General features: G+C 39.5%; 14 protein-coding genes. 5 read left to right on the forward strand and 9 right to left on the reverse strand.

What is annotated here, in order from left to right:
* Positions 1-5 precede the first annotated feature (5 nt).
* Positions 6-965: an Abi family protein gene (locus MLE13_RS07920; protein ID WP_240749181.1), complete on the reverse strand. Its 960-nt coding sequence runs from the start codon at positions 963-965 to the stop codon at positions 6-8.
* 335 nt (positions 966-1,300) lie between these two features.
* On the opposite strand from MLE13_RS07920, the gene MLE13_RS07925 reads away from it, so the two are divergent.
* The 3 genes from MLE13_RS07925 (at position 1,301) to MLE13_RS07935 (ending at position 5,436) form a co-directional block, all read left to right on the forward strand.
* Positions 1,301-2,380: an S-layer homology domain-containing protein gene (locus MLE13_RS07925; RefSeq protein ID WP_240749182.1), complete on the forward strand. Its 1,080-nt coding sequence runs from the start codon at positions 1,301-1,303 to the stop codon at positions 2,378-2,380.
* Positions 2,381-2,743: 363 nt separating this feature from the next.
* Positions 2,744-4,075 (forward strand): sigma 54-interacting transcriptional regulator, encoded by a 1,332-nt coding sequence (locus MLE13_RS07930; protein ID WP_240749183.1) that lies wholly within the window; start codon positions 2,744-2,746, stop codon positions 4,073-4,075.
* A complete protein-coding gene (locus tag MLE13_RS07935; RefSeq protein WP_240749184.1) occupies positions 4,072-5,436 on the forward strand; it encodes a YjiH family protein in 1,365 nt (454 codons plus the stop codon). The genes MLE13_RS07930 and MLE13_RS07935 overlap by 4 nt, the downstream gene beginning before the upstream one ends.
* Positions 5,437-5,567: 131 nt before the next feature.
* Here the strand turns inward: MLE13_RS07935 and MLE13_RS07940 are convergent, their stop codons facing one another.
* The 3 genes from MLE13_RS07940 to MLE13_RS07950 form a co-directional block, all read right to left on the reverse strand.
* Positions 5,568-6,500 carry a glycine betaine ABC transporter substrate-binding protein gene (locus MLE13_RS07940; RefSeq protein ID WP_240749185.1) on the reverse strand — a complete coding sequence of 311 codons (933 nt, stop codon included), beginning with the start codon at positions 6,498-6,500 and terminating at the stop codon, positions 5,568-5,570.
* Between the two features lie 67 nt (positions 6,501-6,567).
* The gene (locus MLE13_RS07945; RefSeq protein ID WP_276323867.1) at positions 6,568-7,422 is read right to left on the reverse strand and encodes an ABC transporter permease; all 855 of its coding nucleotides are present in this window, start codon (positions 7,420-7,422) and stop codon (positions 6,568-6,570) included.
* Positions 7,415-8,614: a quaternary amine ABC transporter ATP-binding protein gene (locus MLE13_RS07950; RefSeq protein WP_240749186.1), complete on the reverse strand. Its 1,200-nt coding sequence runs from the start codon at positions 8,612-8,614 to the stop codon at positions 7,415-7,417. The genes MLE13_RS07945 and MLE13_RS07950 overlap by 8 nt, the downstream gene beginning before the upstream one ends.
* Before the next feature lie 1,018 nt (positions 8,615-9,632).
* Here MLE13_RS07950 and MLE13_RS07955 point away from each other — a divergent pair.
* Positions 9,633-9,962: a PadR family transcriptional regulator gene (locus MLE13_RS07955; RefSeq protein WP_240749187.1), complete on the forward strand. Its 330-nt coding sequence runs from the start codon at positions 9,633-9,635 to the stop codon at positions 9,960-9,962.
* The gene (locus MLE13_RS07960) at positions 9,959-11,137 is read left to right on the forward strand and encodes a DUF2812 domain-containing protein (protein ID WP_240749188.1); all 1,179 of its coding nucleotides are present in this window, start codon (positions 9,959-9,961) and stop codon (positions 11,135-11,137) included. Before MLE13_RS07955 ends, MLE13_RS07960 begins: the two co-directional genes overlap by 4 nt.
* 95 nt (positions 11,138-11,232) lie before the next feature.
* On the opposite strand, the gene MLE13_RS07965 is transcribed toward MLE13_RS07960, so the two are convergent.
* The 5 genes from MLE13_RS07965 to MLE13_RS07985 form a co-directional block, all read right to left on the reverse strand.
* Positions 11,233-12,228 (reverse strand): SPFH domain-containing protein, encoded by a 996-nt coding sequence (locus tag MLE13_RS07965; protein WP_240749189.1) that lies wholly within the window; start codon positions 12,226-12,228, stop codon positions 11,233-11,235.
* 33 nt (positions 12,229-12,261) lie between these two features.
* On the reverse strand, positions 12,262-13,041 hold the full coding sequence (locus MLE13_RS07970; protein WP_240749190.1) for a TPM domain-containing protein: 780 nt from the start codon (positions 13,039-13,041) through the stop codon (positions 12,262-12,264).
* Entirely contained in the window at positions 13,038-14,066 is a 1,029-nt protein-coding gene (locus tag MLE13_RS07975) for a TFIIB-type zinc ribbon-containing protein (protein ID WP_240749191.1), read from the reverse strand. Before MLE13_RS07975 ends, MLE13_RS07970 begins: the two co-directional genes overlap by 4 nt.
* A 47-nt stretch (positions 14,067-14,113) precedes the next feature.
* On the reverse strand, positions 14,114-14,830 hold the full coding sequence (locus MLE13_RS07980; protein WP_240749192.1) for a PspA/IM30 family protein: 717 nt from the start codon (positions 14,828-14,830) through the stop codon (positions 14,114-14,116).
* Between the two features lie 221 nt (positions 14,831-15,051).
* A complete protein-coding gene (locus MLE13_RS07985) occupies positions 15,052-16,260 on the reverse strand; it encodes an acyl-CoA dehydrogenase family protein (protein ID WP_240749193.1) in 1,209 nt (402 codons plus the stop codon).
* Positions 16,261-16,335 lie beyond the last annotated feature (75 nt).

Consider the following 16,335-nt stretch of genomic DNA (forward strand, 5'->3'; position numbering starts at 1 on the left):
TCTAGTTATCCATTAAAACCCGCATCTTTCATAATTTTTGTAAATGCCCGTGTCTGAACGGAGGCCTTAAGTTCCTGGATTAATTGAGTTATTTTTAGCGAAAAGCGGTCGTAATCAGCTTTTGTAGATGTTAGTTTCACAAGAGAAAGTAAAGAAAAAACCGTGGCACCACTCAAACTCCCTTCATCCATTTCCAATCTTTTCTCTAGCTCATCTAATTCTACTGGATGTGTTAGGTGGTAACGATATAGGATTTCCTCATGTGCTGATTTATTGCGATATGGGAAAACAATGCGCAAAATAGCATCTAACTCTCCCGCCTTTAAGGTTACCCAATCGTATTGCTCGCTGTATTCCTCAGCAAAATCACTGGCAATTTGTTCACGTAACTCTTCGTCAATAACCGTATAAAAGTGAGTAATCTGACCAAGCGATAAAAAGTTGACCAAGACCCAAAGCGGTACATCTTTATGTTTATCGTAAAACTCTCGAATGGCCGGATATCTTACTTTGTCACGTTTTTTATGACTTTTGATTAAGTTGGCGAGTGTTGAAATGATGCGATCTCGTTCATGATGATGTTGGCTATCTTCACTATAATTGCCTGGCTCTAAAAAGCTCCCTGCTTCTTTGAATTTTTCAGAAAAACGATAAGCTAATTTCGACTTTATATTTTTTTCAAACTTTAGCAATTCATTTAGCAACAACATCCGTAAATCCCGATCAAAACGATGCAACGCATAAATGTGGCTAAACTCAGTCTCTTCTTGATAACATTCTAAACCATAGGGATTGAGCTTTATATCGTGCTCAAGAAAAGGTTCTTTATAGCCATCGATTAACGCATAATAATTCTCGCGCGACAAAATTCGTTTTGCAGCAGCTTTATCAATTACTTGTAAACCACGCTTCTCGAGTATTTCTAGCTGCTCCTCGTGAGTAGCAAAATCCTTCACTTTTCTCATCCTTTTCAAATTCTTCTTATTACTAACTGTAAGTCACGCAGCGCTTTTAATAAATACCTATCTCTATATTAAAGCCATTTTCGATAAAAAATCGTGTGGCGCAAATAAATATTAAGTAAAAAGTTATTAATACATCCATCTCGAAACTTTTTGTTGTGAATAAGATATTTCTGAATGAAGTTTATGTTTTCGGTAATCCCTTTCTATAGAGTTTCCTTGTTAGTTTCCTAAAAAATTGGGTATGTGTGCAGTAAAGAAAAGTTGCTACTGCCACTCTGATGGAAAACGACCTTCGTTGCTAAAGACGGTGAATCGAACTTAAAGGAGTGAGCAAGATGAAAAAATTATTGTTCGCACTCTGTTTCATCTTAACTTTGTCGTTACCATTTTCTGTTGCTGCAGTTTCTGATTTACCAAATTCTCATCCGTTTTACGATGAAATCAATTACCTCATCGAACGTGATGTATTGAGAGGGTATCCCGATGGCTCGATGCGTCCTGATTTAGAAGTGACACGTGCAGAAGCAGTTATGATGATTGGACGTTTAAAAGGATTTAATAGCAAACAACGAGATACCGGGTTTTCAGATGTCCCTTCTTCTCATAAAGCAAGTGGATATATCGCAGCTGCAGCAAAAGCAAAGTTAATCAATGGTTATCCAGACGGCACTTACCGCCCAAACAATACCATTACACGAGCTGAAATGGCGTTTATATTGTCACGCTTGTTTGTTGTCCCGTTTCATGTGAATGTTAGCTTTACAGATATCTCTCCGAAAATGGCCGTTTATGAACCCATTCAACAAATACTGGCAGCAAATATTACCATTGGTTATCCAAATAAAACGTTTCGTCCAAATGCCTCTGTAACACGCGGACAATTTTCGGCTTTTTTAGCACGAGGTCTTGAAGCTAAGTTTAAAAACGACGCAACCATTTCACATTCTTATTTACGAGACAAAACAAAATCTTATATTTATGATACGGAATACGGAATTGAACGCCATGTCTACAATTACGTACCGACACGTTACGGTTTGGATATGGGCTTTGTTTGGAGCATCTATCAAGATGATGGCTCTTTATTAACAGATACAGTAGAATTCGAAACGTATGAAATATATACATTTGGCATGCCTTATTCAGAGTCTTATATGGAATTGATCTATCCAGTAAAAGTTGGACAAGAATGGTATACAGATACTGAATATTCAGCCCCCCGTGTAATTACGAAAACTAAGGTAACTGTTCGAACATCCTATAAAACATTTACAAATGCTGTAGAAGTTACTGTTGCCGCGAATCCAATTTTTTCAGAAAAGGGACATGTTTATTATATGGTTGAAGGATATGGAGAGGTAAAGTCGGTAAACTTTGATGGAACCGTTACAAAAGAATTGATGGCTGTTGAATGACATAGCAGCTAAGAAAAAACTAACACTCCAAAATCGGCTTAGCTGATTTGGGGTGTTAGTTTTTTCAGTGATTTTGTAAGTCCCTATCACACTTATGTACAGTGGTTGAACTGTTTTGTATTTCCCTCAAAAGATTTTTTGCCCCCCTTCCAAGTAGCAATGCTCACTTTAATATTCATAAAAATACTCATTATCTTATAACAATTACATCTCTACTTAAATTAATAACTTGATCAGCTATTCAAAAATAGGCTTTTAATTCTTTTGCTACTTAATACTATTCAACAATAATATAAATAAACCTTGTAATTTGATTATTCAATCATGTATAGTCTATACAAGAATGAATAAAGGAGGTCAGTTATGAATACTTTATTTCTACTTCCCAATACTAACGAAGAAATTATCGAAACGTATGATGAAGACATTATCGTGACTACACGAGAAGGCCGCATCATCAAAGCTTCCCCGCGCAGTGGCGACGCTTATGGTGTATCGGCTGAGGACTTGCTCGGAAAATCTGTTTACGACTTAGAAGCAGCAGGGATTTTTTCTCCTGCCATCACACCTCTCGTATTAAAACAAAAGAAAAAAGTGGTTATCAGACAAAATACCCCTTCGGGAAAAAAAGCACTGATTACCGGTATTCCTCTTTTCAATGATAGCGGCGAAGTGGATTTTGTCGTCAGTTATTCTTATGACATGTCCCAATTGATGGTCATGAAAGAATATCTTGTTAATCTTGAATCGGAAATGTCTAAAGTTAAAGGAGAGCTTGCTCACCTCCGTAACCAGCAACTTCATGTTGAAGGGTGCGTTATGGAAAGTCCTTCATCAAGCCGCGCACTTCAAACAGCCATCAAAATGGCGCAGCTCGAAGTTCCTGTAGTAATTTGCGGAGAACCTGGTACTGGAAAAACATCACTGGCTAAATTTATCCACTCGCAGAGCAGTCGACAACAAGCTGCTTTTATCGAAGTCAATTGCAGTGCTATTCCTGAATCGGTATTTGAAATTAGCTTTACGGGGTTAAGTGATGAAGGTTATATGAACTTAGCTGCCGGTGGAACGCTGGTACTTAATGAAATTGAACAGCTATCACCTGCATCACAAGCAGCATTGTTTAAGATTTTGCAACAACCACATACTGCGCGTGTAATCGCTATTAGTACTACTTCAATTGAACAAGCTGTTACTGCTGGAAAGTTTCGCGAAGACTTGTTTTATTTACTACACTTAGCTTCAATTGAATTGTTTCCATTAAGAGAACGACCCGACGATTTAGATCAGACCATTAGTCGTGTAGTAGAAGAACTAAATCAAAAGTACCACCAACAAAAATCAATTTCTGATGATTTGTATTTTCATTTGTTGCAGTTACCATGGAAAGGGAATTTCCGGGAGTTACGCAATGTCGTAGAACGTAGCTTTATCGAAAGTGAATCAGAACTCATCACACTCGATGACCTTCCTATTACCTATCAACCTGATGCAGATGAACGTATTGGCTTTGAACTTCAAGGTCAAACACTTCCTCATATTTTGGAGTCGGTCGAAAAGAAAGTAATACTAAACGCACAAAAGCGCTACCGGACAACAACTGAAATGGCGCATATTCTAGGGATTAGCCAACCATCTGTCGTTCGCAAACTAAAAAAATATACAAACACATCTATCGGGGGGGAAATTATATGACTTTGTTACAAAGCGAAAAAAAGACGATTGAATCGATTGATACGTGGAAGTTCTTAATACCTTCCATTATTGGAGCTTTGCTCTTCTTATGTCCGATTCCTTATAACGGACAGATAACAATTGGCGTCGGCATTTTGGCCTCTTTCCTATTAACAACGTTCGGCGATGTGATTCCTGCATTTATCATTATCCTGCTTGGCTTCTCTGCAATTGCAAGCCTCACAGCAACAGCTTTAAAGCCAGCTTTCGTCCAGAATTCAACGTTTTTACGCGCTACATTTATTAACGGACCTTTTGGTTTAATCGTCCGGATTCTTGCTTTTGCATTTGGCATCATGGCTTTTTATGAAGTTGGTCCTGAAGCGATTGCTTCACGCAATACAGGGGGCGTCGTGCTTTATGATTTGGCTCCCGTTCTACTGACTTGGTTCTTGTTTGCCGGAATTTTGTTGCCGTTACTAGTTGAGTTTGGCTTAATGGAATTTGTCGGTACCTTACTCAACAAATTCATGCGTCCTGTCTTCACTTTACCTGGTCGTTCTTCAATCGATGCGATGGCATCATGGATGGGCGCTGCACCCGTTGGTGTTTTGGTAACAATGAAACAATACGATGAAGGTAACTATTCTGGACGCGAAGCTTCCGTTATTGCAACTACATTTTCGATTGCTTCGGTTGCTTTTAGTTTAGTTGTCGCAAATGTTGTTGGCATTGGTCATTTGTTCTTCCCGTTCTATTTGGCTATATCGGTTGCTTGCTTAGTAGCAGCTATTATTATGCCGCGTATTCCACCATTGTCTCGCAAAAAAGATGACTACTATGCGCCAGTTGGCAAACAAGTTGATGATACCATTCCTGAAGGCGCATCCCTCTTTCAGTGGGGATTTGATGAAGCACGTCGCAAAGCAAGTAGCGCAGCAAGCCCGAAAAAACTTGCTAAAATGGGAATCGAAACGGTGCTTGATATTTGGTTAGCACTGATTCCGCTTGTGTTTGCTCTTGGCACAATCGCTTTAATCGTGGCAGAATACACACCACTTTTCAAAATTATTTCTTATCCATTAATTCCGATACTCACAATGTTCGGATTGCCTGAAGCAGCTGAAGCAGCTCCTACGTTCTTAGTTGGTTTTGCAGATATGTTCTTGCCAGCCGTACTTGGTGGTGGCATAGAAAGCGAATTGACACGCTTTGTTTTGGCAGGCGTTTCGTTAACACAAATCATTTATATGTCTGAGATTGGTATTTTGATTTTACGCTCGAATATCCCTGTTAAGTTCTGGGAATTGGCAGTGATCTTTGTTTTACGGACAATCATTACATTACCGATACTAGTGTTGTTCGGTCACCTATTTGTTTAAAAAATAAAGAAGCCTTTCCAAGAGTACTCTTGGAAAGGCTTCTTTTGTGATTAGGTTTTCTTTGGTAGCAATCACACCCAACTGTACATATCCACTAACTGGTGCACACTTCAGGTGTAATTCCCCCCAAATTATTCCGCTGGTGTTAAATCTTCAATTGAATCTATGTCCATGTAAGCTGGAACCACAAGACCTATTTTAGCGCCTTCTAGGTTGATGCCTAGGTCCACTACATCATCGCCATAGGTTTCAAGCTGAGTTGCATGTGTTCCAGGAAGCCATGCAGCTACCATAGCATCCGCTTGACCTTCAGAAACAGCTTGCCACATAACTGCGTTATCAAGCGGCGTCAAAGTTACATCAAAGCCTTGGTCTTCTAATACTTTGCCGACAACATTTGTTGAAGCGACTTCTGTATCCCATTCTACGTAAGCCAATTCAACTTCTGTACCATCTACTTGTTCTGTACCGTCTGTCCATTCAGCAACTTTATCAGCATTTTCTTCTACCCATAATGCTGCTGCTTCTTCAACATCTGCACCGTCTGTAACTTGCAACATGATGCTTTCGATGTCAGCAGGTGTCCACTCGAACTGATCGAGAATTTTGTAAGCTTCTGGATTTTCTTCTTCTAGTCCTTTACGAGCCATAGTTTTGATTGTTTCTTCATCTCCAAAGATGCCTTGTGGATCTTCCAAGTATTTCAAATCATACTTTTGGAACTTCCAGTGTGGGCTCCAGCCGGTAACAATAATCGGCTCTTCGTTTTCAATCGCTTCGCCTAAAGCTGTAGCCATTGCGCCACTTGACGACGTAACAACTTCCCAACCTTCAAGGTTTTCGTACTCTTCAGTTGAGGCTTCAGCTGAAGCAACTACACCAGAACCTGGTTCGATACCAGTAATTTTGTAGCCCATTTCTTCACCGTAATTCACTTCTTCAGAACCAGAACCTTCATCAGTTCCACCTTCTGCATTTTCGTCTTCATCACCACATGCTGCTAAAGCTAGTGTTGGCATTACTACAAACATAAGACCTAATTTTTCCCACTTCGAGTTTACCATAACTAATCAATCTCCTTTTTCCTTAAGCTTATTGGGCGTTCATTTTCCGCGAGGTTCAGTAATCTTCTTATACTCTTTTTTTACCGGTAAAACTTTGCGTAAAGCGGTCAATGATAATGGCTAAAATGACAATTCCCAAGCCCGCTACAAATCCTGTTCCTACATCTGCACGCTGTAAAGCAGAAAGTACTTCACGACCAAGGCCAGGTGCACCAATCATCGAGGCAATGACGACCATCGATAGTGACAGCATCACAGTTTGGTTAATGCCAGCCATGATAGTGGGTTTTGCCATTGGCAGTTCCACTTTAAAGAGTTTTTGTGCTCCGGTGCTTCCAAAAGCTTCGGAAGCTTCCACCAATTCTTTTGAAACTTGTCGAATCCCTAGGTTCGTAAAACGAACAGTCGGAGGTGTCGCAAAGATCAATGATGCAAAAATACCCGGAACCATTCCGATGCTGAAAAAAGCGACCGCCGGAATCAAATACACAAAAGCTGGCATGGTTTGCATAAAGTCAAGAATTGGCGTAATTATGCTTTCGGCAGCTTTGCTTTTCGACATCAAAATACCAATTGGCACGCCTATGACAATCGATAATAAACTTGCGACTAGAACTAACGTAAACGATAGCATCAATTCTTCCCATAATCCTTGATTCCAAACAAGCAATAATCCAACTAGTGAAAATGAAGCCAAGCCAATCCGCTTCCCGCTAATGAAGAATGCGATCAAAGCCACAATCAAAATGATGATTACCGGCGGAACCGCCGCCAACATATCTGCAAAGTCTTCTAAGCCATCCCCAAACTCATTTTTGAGAGGGTCAAACAAGAAAGCGAATGTATCTGAAATCCAACTTGTGAATTTCGAAACATATGGAGCTAATGGAATTTCTGGGATGTTTTCCATAAAATTAAGCATGGTTGCGATTCACCTCACTTTGACCAGCAAGCGCTGAAATAACTGCACCGCGGACGATGATGCCAAGTAATTTCCCATCTTCTACCACTGTAATCGGAACAGTCGAATTATGGCTAATTTCAAATATCGCATTCATCAAAGTTTCTTTCGTAACAGTAGGGGCATCAGTTTTCAATATAGTCACTAGACTTTTAAGATCTGCCTTTAAAGCAAGAGAAGCATCATCTGCTGTGACGTACCCTTTTAAATTTCGTTTGCTGTCTGTGACATAGATACTTGAAATGCCTTCTTCTTTCATTCTTTCCAACGCGACACGCGGGCCATGTTTATCAATGTTAATGGTTTCAGGTCGCTTCATGATATTGAATGCAGTCAAGACTTTTGAACGATCAACATCTTGGACGAACTTTTTAACATAATCATTTGCAGGATTGACCAATATTTCCTCTGGCGTGCCAACCTGTACAATAGAACCGTCTTTCATCAATGCAATCTTGTCGCCGATGCGCAATGCTTCATCCAAATCGTGGGTAATGAAAATGATGGTTTTCTTCATTGTTTCCTGTAAATCCAATAATTCATCCTGCATTTCTTTGCGGATCAATGGATCAAGCGCTGAGAATGCTTCATCCATCAGCATCACTTCTGGGTCGTTTGCCAACGCTCTTGCTAATCCAACACGCTGTTGCATACCCCCAGAAAGTTGGGCTGGTAATTGCTCGAGATAGCCACCAAGACCAACCATTTCCAAAGATTTCTTCGCTTTTTCGTTTCTCTCCACTTTATCAATCCCTTGGATTTCCAAGCCATATGCAGCATTGTCCAAAACTGTTAGATACGGAAATAGCGCAAAATTTTGGAACACCATACTCATTTTTGTGCGACGCACTCGACGCAAATCTTTCTTATTCATCGCTGCCAAGTTTTCGCCGTCAATGTAAACCTTGCCTTCTGTTGGGTCGATTAACCGATTCAATAAGCGAACTAAGGTCGATTTCCCGCTACCTGAAAGACCCATGATGACAAATATTTCACCGGCTTCTACCGAAAAAGAAGTACGATTGACGCCTACTGTACTATTTGTCAGTTTTAAAATTTCTTCTTTTGTCTTTCCTTCTTCAAGCATCTTCAATGCTTGTTTGGTATTTTTACCGAATACTTTCGATAATCCTTCTACCTTGATAATTGACATAATTCCTCAACACCTCTCTGCTATTCAGCTTTTTACATAGATAGAAGAGGACTTCCTTGCACCTATTCATCTTTCTTCCATAACAAGATCTTCTATAAATTTATTAGGTCTTTAGTGGAGTTTCAAACACTAAAAACAACTAATATATACCTATTTTTCCCGGTCTAATAATTAACACTTGTCCAACTATACGCACAATTTCCTATCATTACAAATGTTGCAAGACGATTTTAACACTATTAGCTAACAATCCAGCTACTTTGTATCTCTAAAAAAACCTTCATGATTCTATTGTTGGAAAAGGATTTTTCAAATGAAAAAGCACTCTCCTCAGTAGGTAGAGTGCTTTGAAAACAGTTATTTATTATTTTTGAATAAAATAAAAATTCCGAAAGATTCTTCTTTATAATTTTTTTGAAAATCTTTTTTTGATAACACTTATTGCTACCTAATAACAGGCATTTCAAAAGCAATTTAACATTTGGTGTTGCCAATCTTATTTGTAAAAAAACCGCAATCCAATCTAATTCAAGTTGTCTATTTATTTGATTTTAGCACGTCTCTTTTTACGGATTTTAAAAATTATACGTACAAGCAAAAAACTGCATGTTGACATGCAGTTTTGTTGTTCAGCACTCATTTTGCCCAGTGATGGAAGAAGAAATAGGACATGATGAGTACAATCATGATGGCCGAAATGACGAGCATAGGCACAAAACCAAAGGTGGATTCCATAGAAATTCCTCCTTCTTTTATCTTCATCATACTCTCTTTTAGTGGAATGTCAAAATATTAATCCGAATATTCTGTCATTAAATTTCATTAATATAGTGATCTCTCTTCAGGCTAGTATTTGTTAGAAATGACTTTATTCTAATGTATCTGAAAAATTGGAGGTTCCAATCCGTCTTCAGAGAAATGCAACATTTGCTCGATTTTTTAGTTTTATAAAAATGAAGTATTTTATGTCACGACGTGATATAGTCGAGATGTGACATAAAGAAAAGAGGAACAAAAAATGGACATTCAAAAAATGTGCAAAAAATATGTGCCCATGACAGAAACTGCTTTCTATATTTTGTTGTCTTTAACTACACCTCGTCATGGCTATGGCATTATCAAACATGTTGAAGACCTTACAGCGGGCCGACTTATTCTTGGATCAGGAACTGTTTATGGCACCTTAACCAAAATGCAAAAAGATGGGGTCATCGTGGTATTCGCAGACGAACAACGCAAAACGGTTTACGAAATTACTGATACTGGCAAACAATTAATGAATCAAGAAATACAAAGACTAAAAGAGTTACATCAAAATGCACTGACTTTTGAGGAGGATTTCCAATGAAGAAAATGTATAGACCTTTCTGGAGCTATGATGTTGAAAAAACCGAAGATTGGTTGTCACAAATGGCGAACAATGGCCGTGTCTTCGAAAAATTGAATCGATGGACGCGTTGCTTTTACTTTAATGAGGGTGCTGCGGAATCACGAATTTACCGAATTGCTTTTGACAAACTCAAATCTCCTACGCTTGCCTCAACTTTACAAAACGATGGTTGGAAAATGGCTTTGATAGCTGGAAAATGGCAAATTTCAACGAATAGGCAACCTGAGGAGACAATTAAAAACTCACCAACTAGAGATGGCGTCATTAAACACAACCAAACAATTACCTATGTATTTTTCGGCCTTTTATTTTACTTACTCTCTATATTAATTGCCCCTATTTCTTTAGCTTTTTCGTACATATTTACGGATGAAGCTATTATTGTAGAAGAAAGCCCTTATTGGGTTTTGACGTTTTTATTTTTTGCATTAGTCATCGGTTTAGTTGTACTAGGCATTTATTCGATTATCAAAATTACAAAAACGAATAAAAATCTTAGAAATCTGCTAATCCTAGAGACTCTTCAAAAGAGCAAGAGATTCGACAAACAGCAAGAAAGAGAACTGAAACGTTCAGGACACAGGGTAAGCAAAATTCGATTCGCTTGGATGTATTCTCCTGACAAACTGGAAAACTGGCTAGAGTCGATGGAACAACGTGGATTCAATTTGTATCGCGTCAATCAAATCGGCATGATTTTTCACTTTATAACAGGCGATCCGCGTCGCATGGCTTATAAAGTCGATTACCAACGACAACCACCTGCAAGCTATTTCTCCATTCATAAAGAAGCTGGCTGGTCTAATTGCTTTAACTCCATTTCTAATTTAGAAAAGTGGACCATTTGGAGTCAAGAATACAAACAAGATCAAGAGCGACCACAATTGTATAGCGATGACTCGACTCAAATCAAACAGGCGAAAAAGATGGTCCTTACTTATACTGCCTTCTTTTTACCTTTTACACTTTTGTATCTTTACTTCTTATTTAACAGTCTCAATCATCAAACAGAGCTGTCTCAATGGTTATCATGGGGAACTTTCGCATTTATACTGTGCATCACTATTTACGGATCATTGTTAGTCAAACTATGGACGTATTATATGCGCTTAAAAAAACTTGTATCGGTTTAAAAATGAACAGTGATAAATTCTTTATCAGTCAAAATGATATAGACAGACAAAGCCGCTACGGGGATCAAAATCCCCGTAGCGGCTTTGTCATCTATTCACGCTAATTTTTGCCCACAGTTTGAACAGAAATTTGCACCTTCATTTTTTTGTCCGCAGTTTGGACAGAATTTCGGCACCGTTTTTTCACCACTTGTTGTTTGACTGCTTGAATCATTGCTCGTTGCAGCAGCACTTTGCTGTTTGTTGGTACCTGCCTCTTTTTGGTCGTTCATCATTTCTTTTGCAATGTTCATGCCCATCATCATGCCCGCCATATCTGAAGCGGTATTTGACCCAGTTGATTTGCCCATGGCGTCTGCCACAGAAATTTGTTGGTATTTGGAGACGTCGCCTACCATGCCATGCGACGCACTTTTATTGATCATATCTTGAATTTCCTTCGGATAGTTAAAGCTCATCACTTGGAAACGCGTCACTTTCATACCATCATCCATTAACTGCATATTTAAGTCGTCTTGAATGCCTTGTCCAATTTCATGCGCATTGGCCTGTAAGTTGAACATATCTTTGCCTTCTTTACTAATCCATCTCATTAAGAGCTGATCCAGAATCGCCGTAATACGTATCTTCACATCTTCCACTAAATAGCTGCTTCGGACTCCCGCAATTTTATCGATCAAGCCAATATAATCGCTTACTTTAAACTGGAATGTACCATTCGCACGAATTGGCATGCCACCTGGAAGCTGTGGTGATGGGATATTGATTGGATTTTGTGTCCCCCATCTGACAGTAAATTCTTTTGTATTTACAAACAGTACTTCAACGCGCATGCCACTATTAAAACCAAAACGGAAGCCTTTTAAAGTCGATAAGAATGGCACGATTTCTGATTCGATATCGTACTCGCCTTCGTCTTCAAAAATTCCTTCGATTTTGCCGTTATTAATAAAAATAGCATCTTGGCCAGGACGAATAATGAGCTTACTGCCTTTTTTCACTTCATTATTGTTCCATTTCCAAAAGATCATATCTTCTCTAAATTCTTCCCACTCCACTACATCTGAAAATTGATTGCCGAAAAACCCCATTTTGTTCATTCCTTCCTTAGGTTCAATCCATTCTTAAAAATTTCGGCCACCGCCACTAAATGAACGTCCGCCGCCAGTACTTCCTCCTCCACCAAAACCTCCTCCACCGCTGCTTTTTTTCGGAACTTTGCGACGTGATACGGTTTTGTTGCGGAATTGGTCTCTCGTCCCGGTAACTCTTGTATGGTCGCCGTCAAAATAAGTGCTAGCCGTTGTCGTGACACGTCCACCTGAATTATAAAGCATAAAGCTGACTACTCCGCCGCCTAGTAGCAATGCTAGTGCTAATTGAAACCAGGTTTTGAAGAAGATGTTTTCTGGATTAACGCCGGTTCTAAACTCCATATAACGACTCGACGTAGTCACCGTCTCCTGAAAAGCATCCGCATAGTCGCCATTTTGCATTTCAGTAATAATTCGATCTAGTACCAAATCGACGCGTTCGCTATCAAGTGTTTTTTCTGCTGTTCCAAAACCAGCTAAGTACACATCGCGTGTTGCAATATTCATTGTCAGTAAAACTGCATTTTCTTGATTATTTTGAACTGCCCACTCATCAAAAAAATCACTCATGTACGTAACAATATCTGGTGACTGTTCATCTGCAGTAGTTAAAAACAAAAAGTCTGTATCGTGTTTTTGGCTATGCTCCGCTGCTACAGCTTCCAACTCAGCTATCTCCGATTTGCTCAATAAATTAGCCTCATCGTAAATATGCTTATCCACTGCAGCAAATACAGTAATGCCACCTATGCCAGTAAATAGTAGTATTAAACAAATCGCTAGTAATGCTTTTACTTTAAAAGTGCTCACCAAAAAACACCTCCCACAGCAAATGAAATTGCCTTCACTACAGCAAATGTGGAAGCTGCGATCGCCGTGAACCAGGCTGCGACTTTGAATGCACTAATCGGTGGCTTGCCGACCACTTTACCGGTTTGACCGTTCATCGCAAAAGTATGTTCTTTGTTGTCAAAGTCGTAATAAACCATCCATACTGGAAACAACGTATAGTAAACGTTTTTTTTATGCGTGTGAATTTGTTTATTGGTATAACTAACAGTCGAATACCCTGAAATGGTGCTACCTATATACGAATCGATGTACGGAACGATTTTCGATTCGATTCGCGAGAACAATGCCTCATCATCATAATCGTATTTTTCCGCAAGATAGCCTGCTAAATAAGGCATTTTAAAATCTTTCAGCTCTCCGTAGTTATAAGGTTCCAGTTTATCCATCAACTCATCGTCCATTTTCTCCGATGCATCTGCTGGTACTTTTAAATAGCTGAGATCTAGCTCCCGGCGAACATCATAAAAATCAGTCTCTGTGTAAATCGTATCGCCTGTCGTATAGCTACGAACTCTCGTTGCGAGTGCAGCTACATCAGCTTTTCCTTCAATATCATATAACCAAAATGGCACATACATGCCTGTCATTTTTTTAATGCGATCTCCACTTGTAAATCCTCTCGGCGTTAATCTACCATTTTTTGTCCATTTTTTAAAAGCAGCGACAGCTTCTTCCTTACTAATGGTAAATGGAATCACTTTAGCAGGAGCCAAGTCACCCGTCAGCCGATCCGCTAATAACACCGGTGCACCACAAAAACTACAATGGGTTGCGGTGGTTTCTGCTTCGGTTAAAATAACCGCTCCGCAGTTTTCACAATGGTATTCTTTCGCTTCATCTGGATCGAACTTCCGAATAATATTTGTTTCTGGAAATGTTTCGATGTCATCTTGTCTACCACAGTTGGGACAAGAAAGATGGCCTGATTCGCTGTCGTATGCCATATCCGAACCACAGTTGGGACATTTATATTGAATGACCACTCTATCCGCCCTCCCTTAGCTCACAAGAACATATTGTCTAACAATCATCATTTGTCTTTGCCTAATTGAGTTTTTAATGCTGCTAATTCATCATCTACATTGATGCCTGCTTTTAGCGATTCCAACTCGTTATCAACAGATGAGTCGTCGTCGTATTTTGATGCTAAATCTTTAATATCAGTTCCCGATCTTTTATTTAATTCGGACATAGCATTTGCTTTATCAAGCTCCTGGTTGATTTTTTGTTCCATTTTATCAAAAGCAGAAATTCGTTCGCCTGCTCCATCGGCTGACGATGCAAAATCGTTCATGCGTTTTTGTGTTTTCGCTACAGCCGCTTTGCCTTTTAGTTCTGAGCGACGAGATTCAAGTTCGCCGATATCCGCTTCCAACTTGTCATGCATTTGGCGCATTTGCTGAGTGTTGGCAGATGCTAGTTCGACAGCAGTCTTTTTGTCTGTTAGTTTTTCCGAAAGCTCTGCTTTACGCTGCAAAAATTTACGAGCATCGTCTTCATTGCCTGCCTCTAATGCTTTTACGGCATAGCGCTGCATATCATCGATTTCTTTTTCAACTTCACCAAGTTCACGGCGTTCTCGTTTTTCAGCTGCCATAATCGCAGCTGTTTCTGATTTCACTTTACCCAAGTCGCTATTCAAGTCACGCAAATACTGATCAATCATTTTCTCCGGATCTTCCGCCTTATCTAAAAGTGCATGAATATTGCTCGTCATAATATCTTTAAATCGTTTTAAAATTTCCATCATCATTCTCCTCATTTTGTGGTTTTTTAGGACTGCCAAGCAGTCTTTCTTTCTTACTGAAAGATTACCCTTTACCTGTAAAGATTAAGCTTGCGAACAGTTCATACTGCTTCCTGTTGCATATGCAAGATGAAAAGATTCTTCCCTTACAGTATAACCGATTGTCGACTTTAGGTAATCTGTATAAGTAGAAAATTCAGTCAACCCTATTTTCATTCACATTATTCACTGGCACTGTTTTGCTGTTCCCAAGCTGGCAATGTGTGTGATAAAGCTTTATCTTCTTTATAACCTAAAGCATATTCTGCTTGCATAATGGTATGGATTTCACGTGTTCCTTCATAAATAACCGGTGCTTTCGAGTTACGTAAATAGCGACTCACTGGATATTCATCGGAATAACCATATGCACCGTGAATTTGAAAAGCATCATCTGCTGCTTTATAGGCAAAGTCACATGCTTGCCATTTTGCCAATGAGGTTTCTCGTGTATTGCGTTTCCCTTGATTTTTTAGCTCACCTGCACGATAAACGAGAAGACGGCTCATTTGAAATCCAGCTTCCATATTGGCAATCATTTGTTGAACAAGCTGATGACGCCCGATTTCTTTGCCGAATGTTTGACGTTGTCGGCAATAACTCACACTCACTTCTAAGCATGCCATGATTTGCCCTACTGCTCCTGCAGCAACGGTGAATCGCCCATTATCGAGAGCTGACATCGCGATTTTAAATCCTTCTCCTTCTTTGCCTAACAAATTCTCTTTTGGTACTTTGACATCTTCAAAAAAGAGTTCGCCGGTATTACCTGCGCGAATTCCGTGTTTGCCTTTAATCGCTTTAGAAGCAAATCCAGTCCATGTCCGTTCGACAATAAATGCAGAAATGGCACTATGTTTTTCTGTCTGGTTCCCTGTATAAGCAAATACGATAAAATGATCTGCCACATCACATAACGAAATCCAGGTTTTTTGACCGTTTAATATATAATGATCACCTTGTTTTACAGCGGTCGATTTCATCGCTGCCACATCTGATCCAGCGCTTGGTTCCGTCAATCCAAAAGCTCCGACTTTCTCGCCTTTCGCTTGCGGGATTAAATACCGCTGCTTTTGTTCTTCAGTTCCCCATTGAAGAATGGTCAAGCTATTCAACCCCGTATGAACTGAAACGGCGGTGCGAAATGCTGTGTCCCCACGTTCAAGTTCTTCGCAAACAATTGCGAGCGCATTATAATCCATGCCACTGCCACCGTAAGCTTCTGGAATGCAAACACCCATCAATCCCAGGTCTGCGAGCTTCCCGTAAATAGCAGGATCTGATTTACCTGCACGGTCCCATTCTTCGATAAACGGCATAATTTCTTTATCCACAAATCCGCGTGTTGTATTTCGTAGCATTTCTTGTTCTTCTGTAAATGAAAAGTCCATGATCGATCGCCCCTTTTTTTATGATTGCTGTGTAAACTTCTCCCCTTAAACTTCATCCTTATGTTCACCTGGATT

It is taken from the genome of Planococcus halocryophilus, from assembly GCF_022489025.1.
In the GTDB taxonomy this organism is placed as follows: domain Bacteria; phylum Bacillota; class Bacilli; order Bacillales_A; family Planococcaceae; genus Planococcus; species Planococcus halocryophilus_A.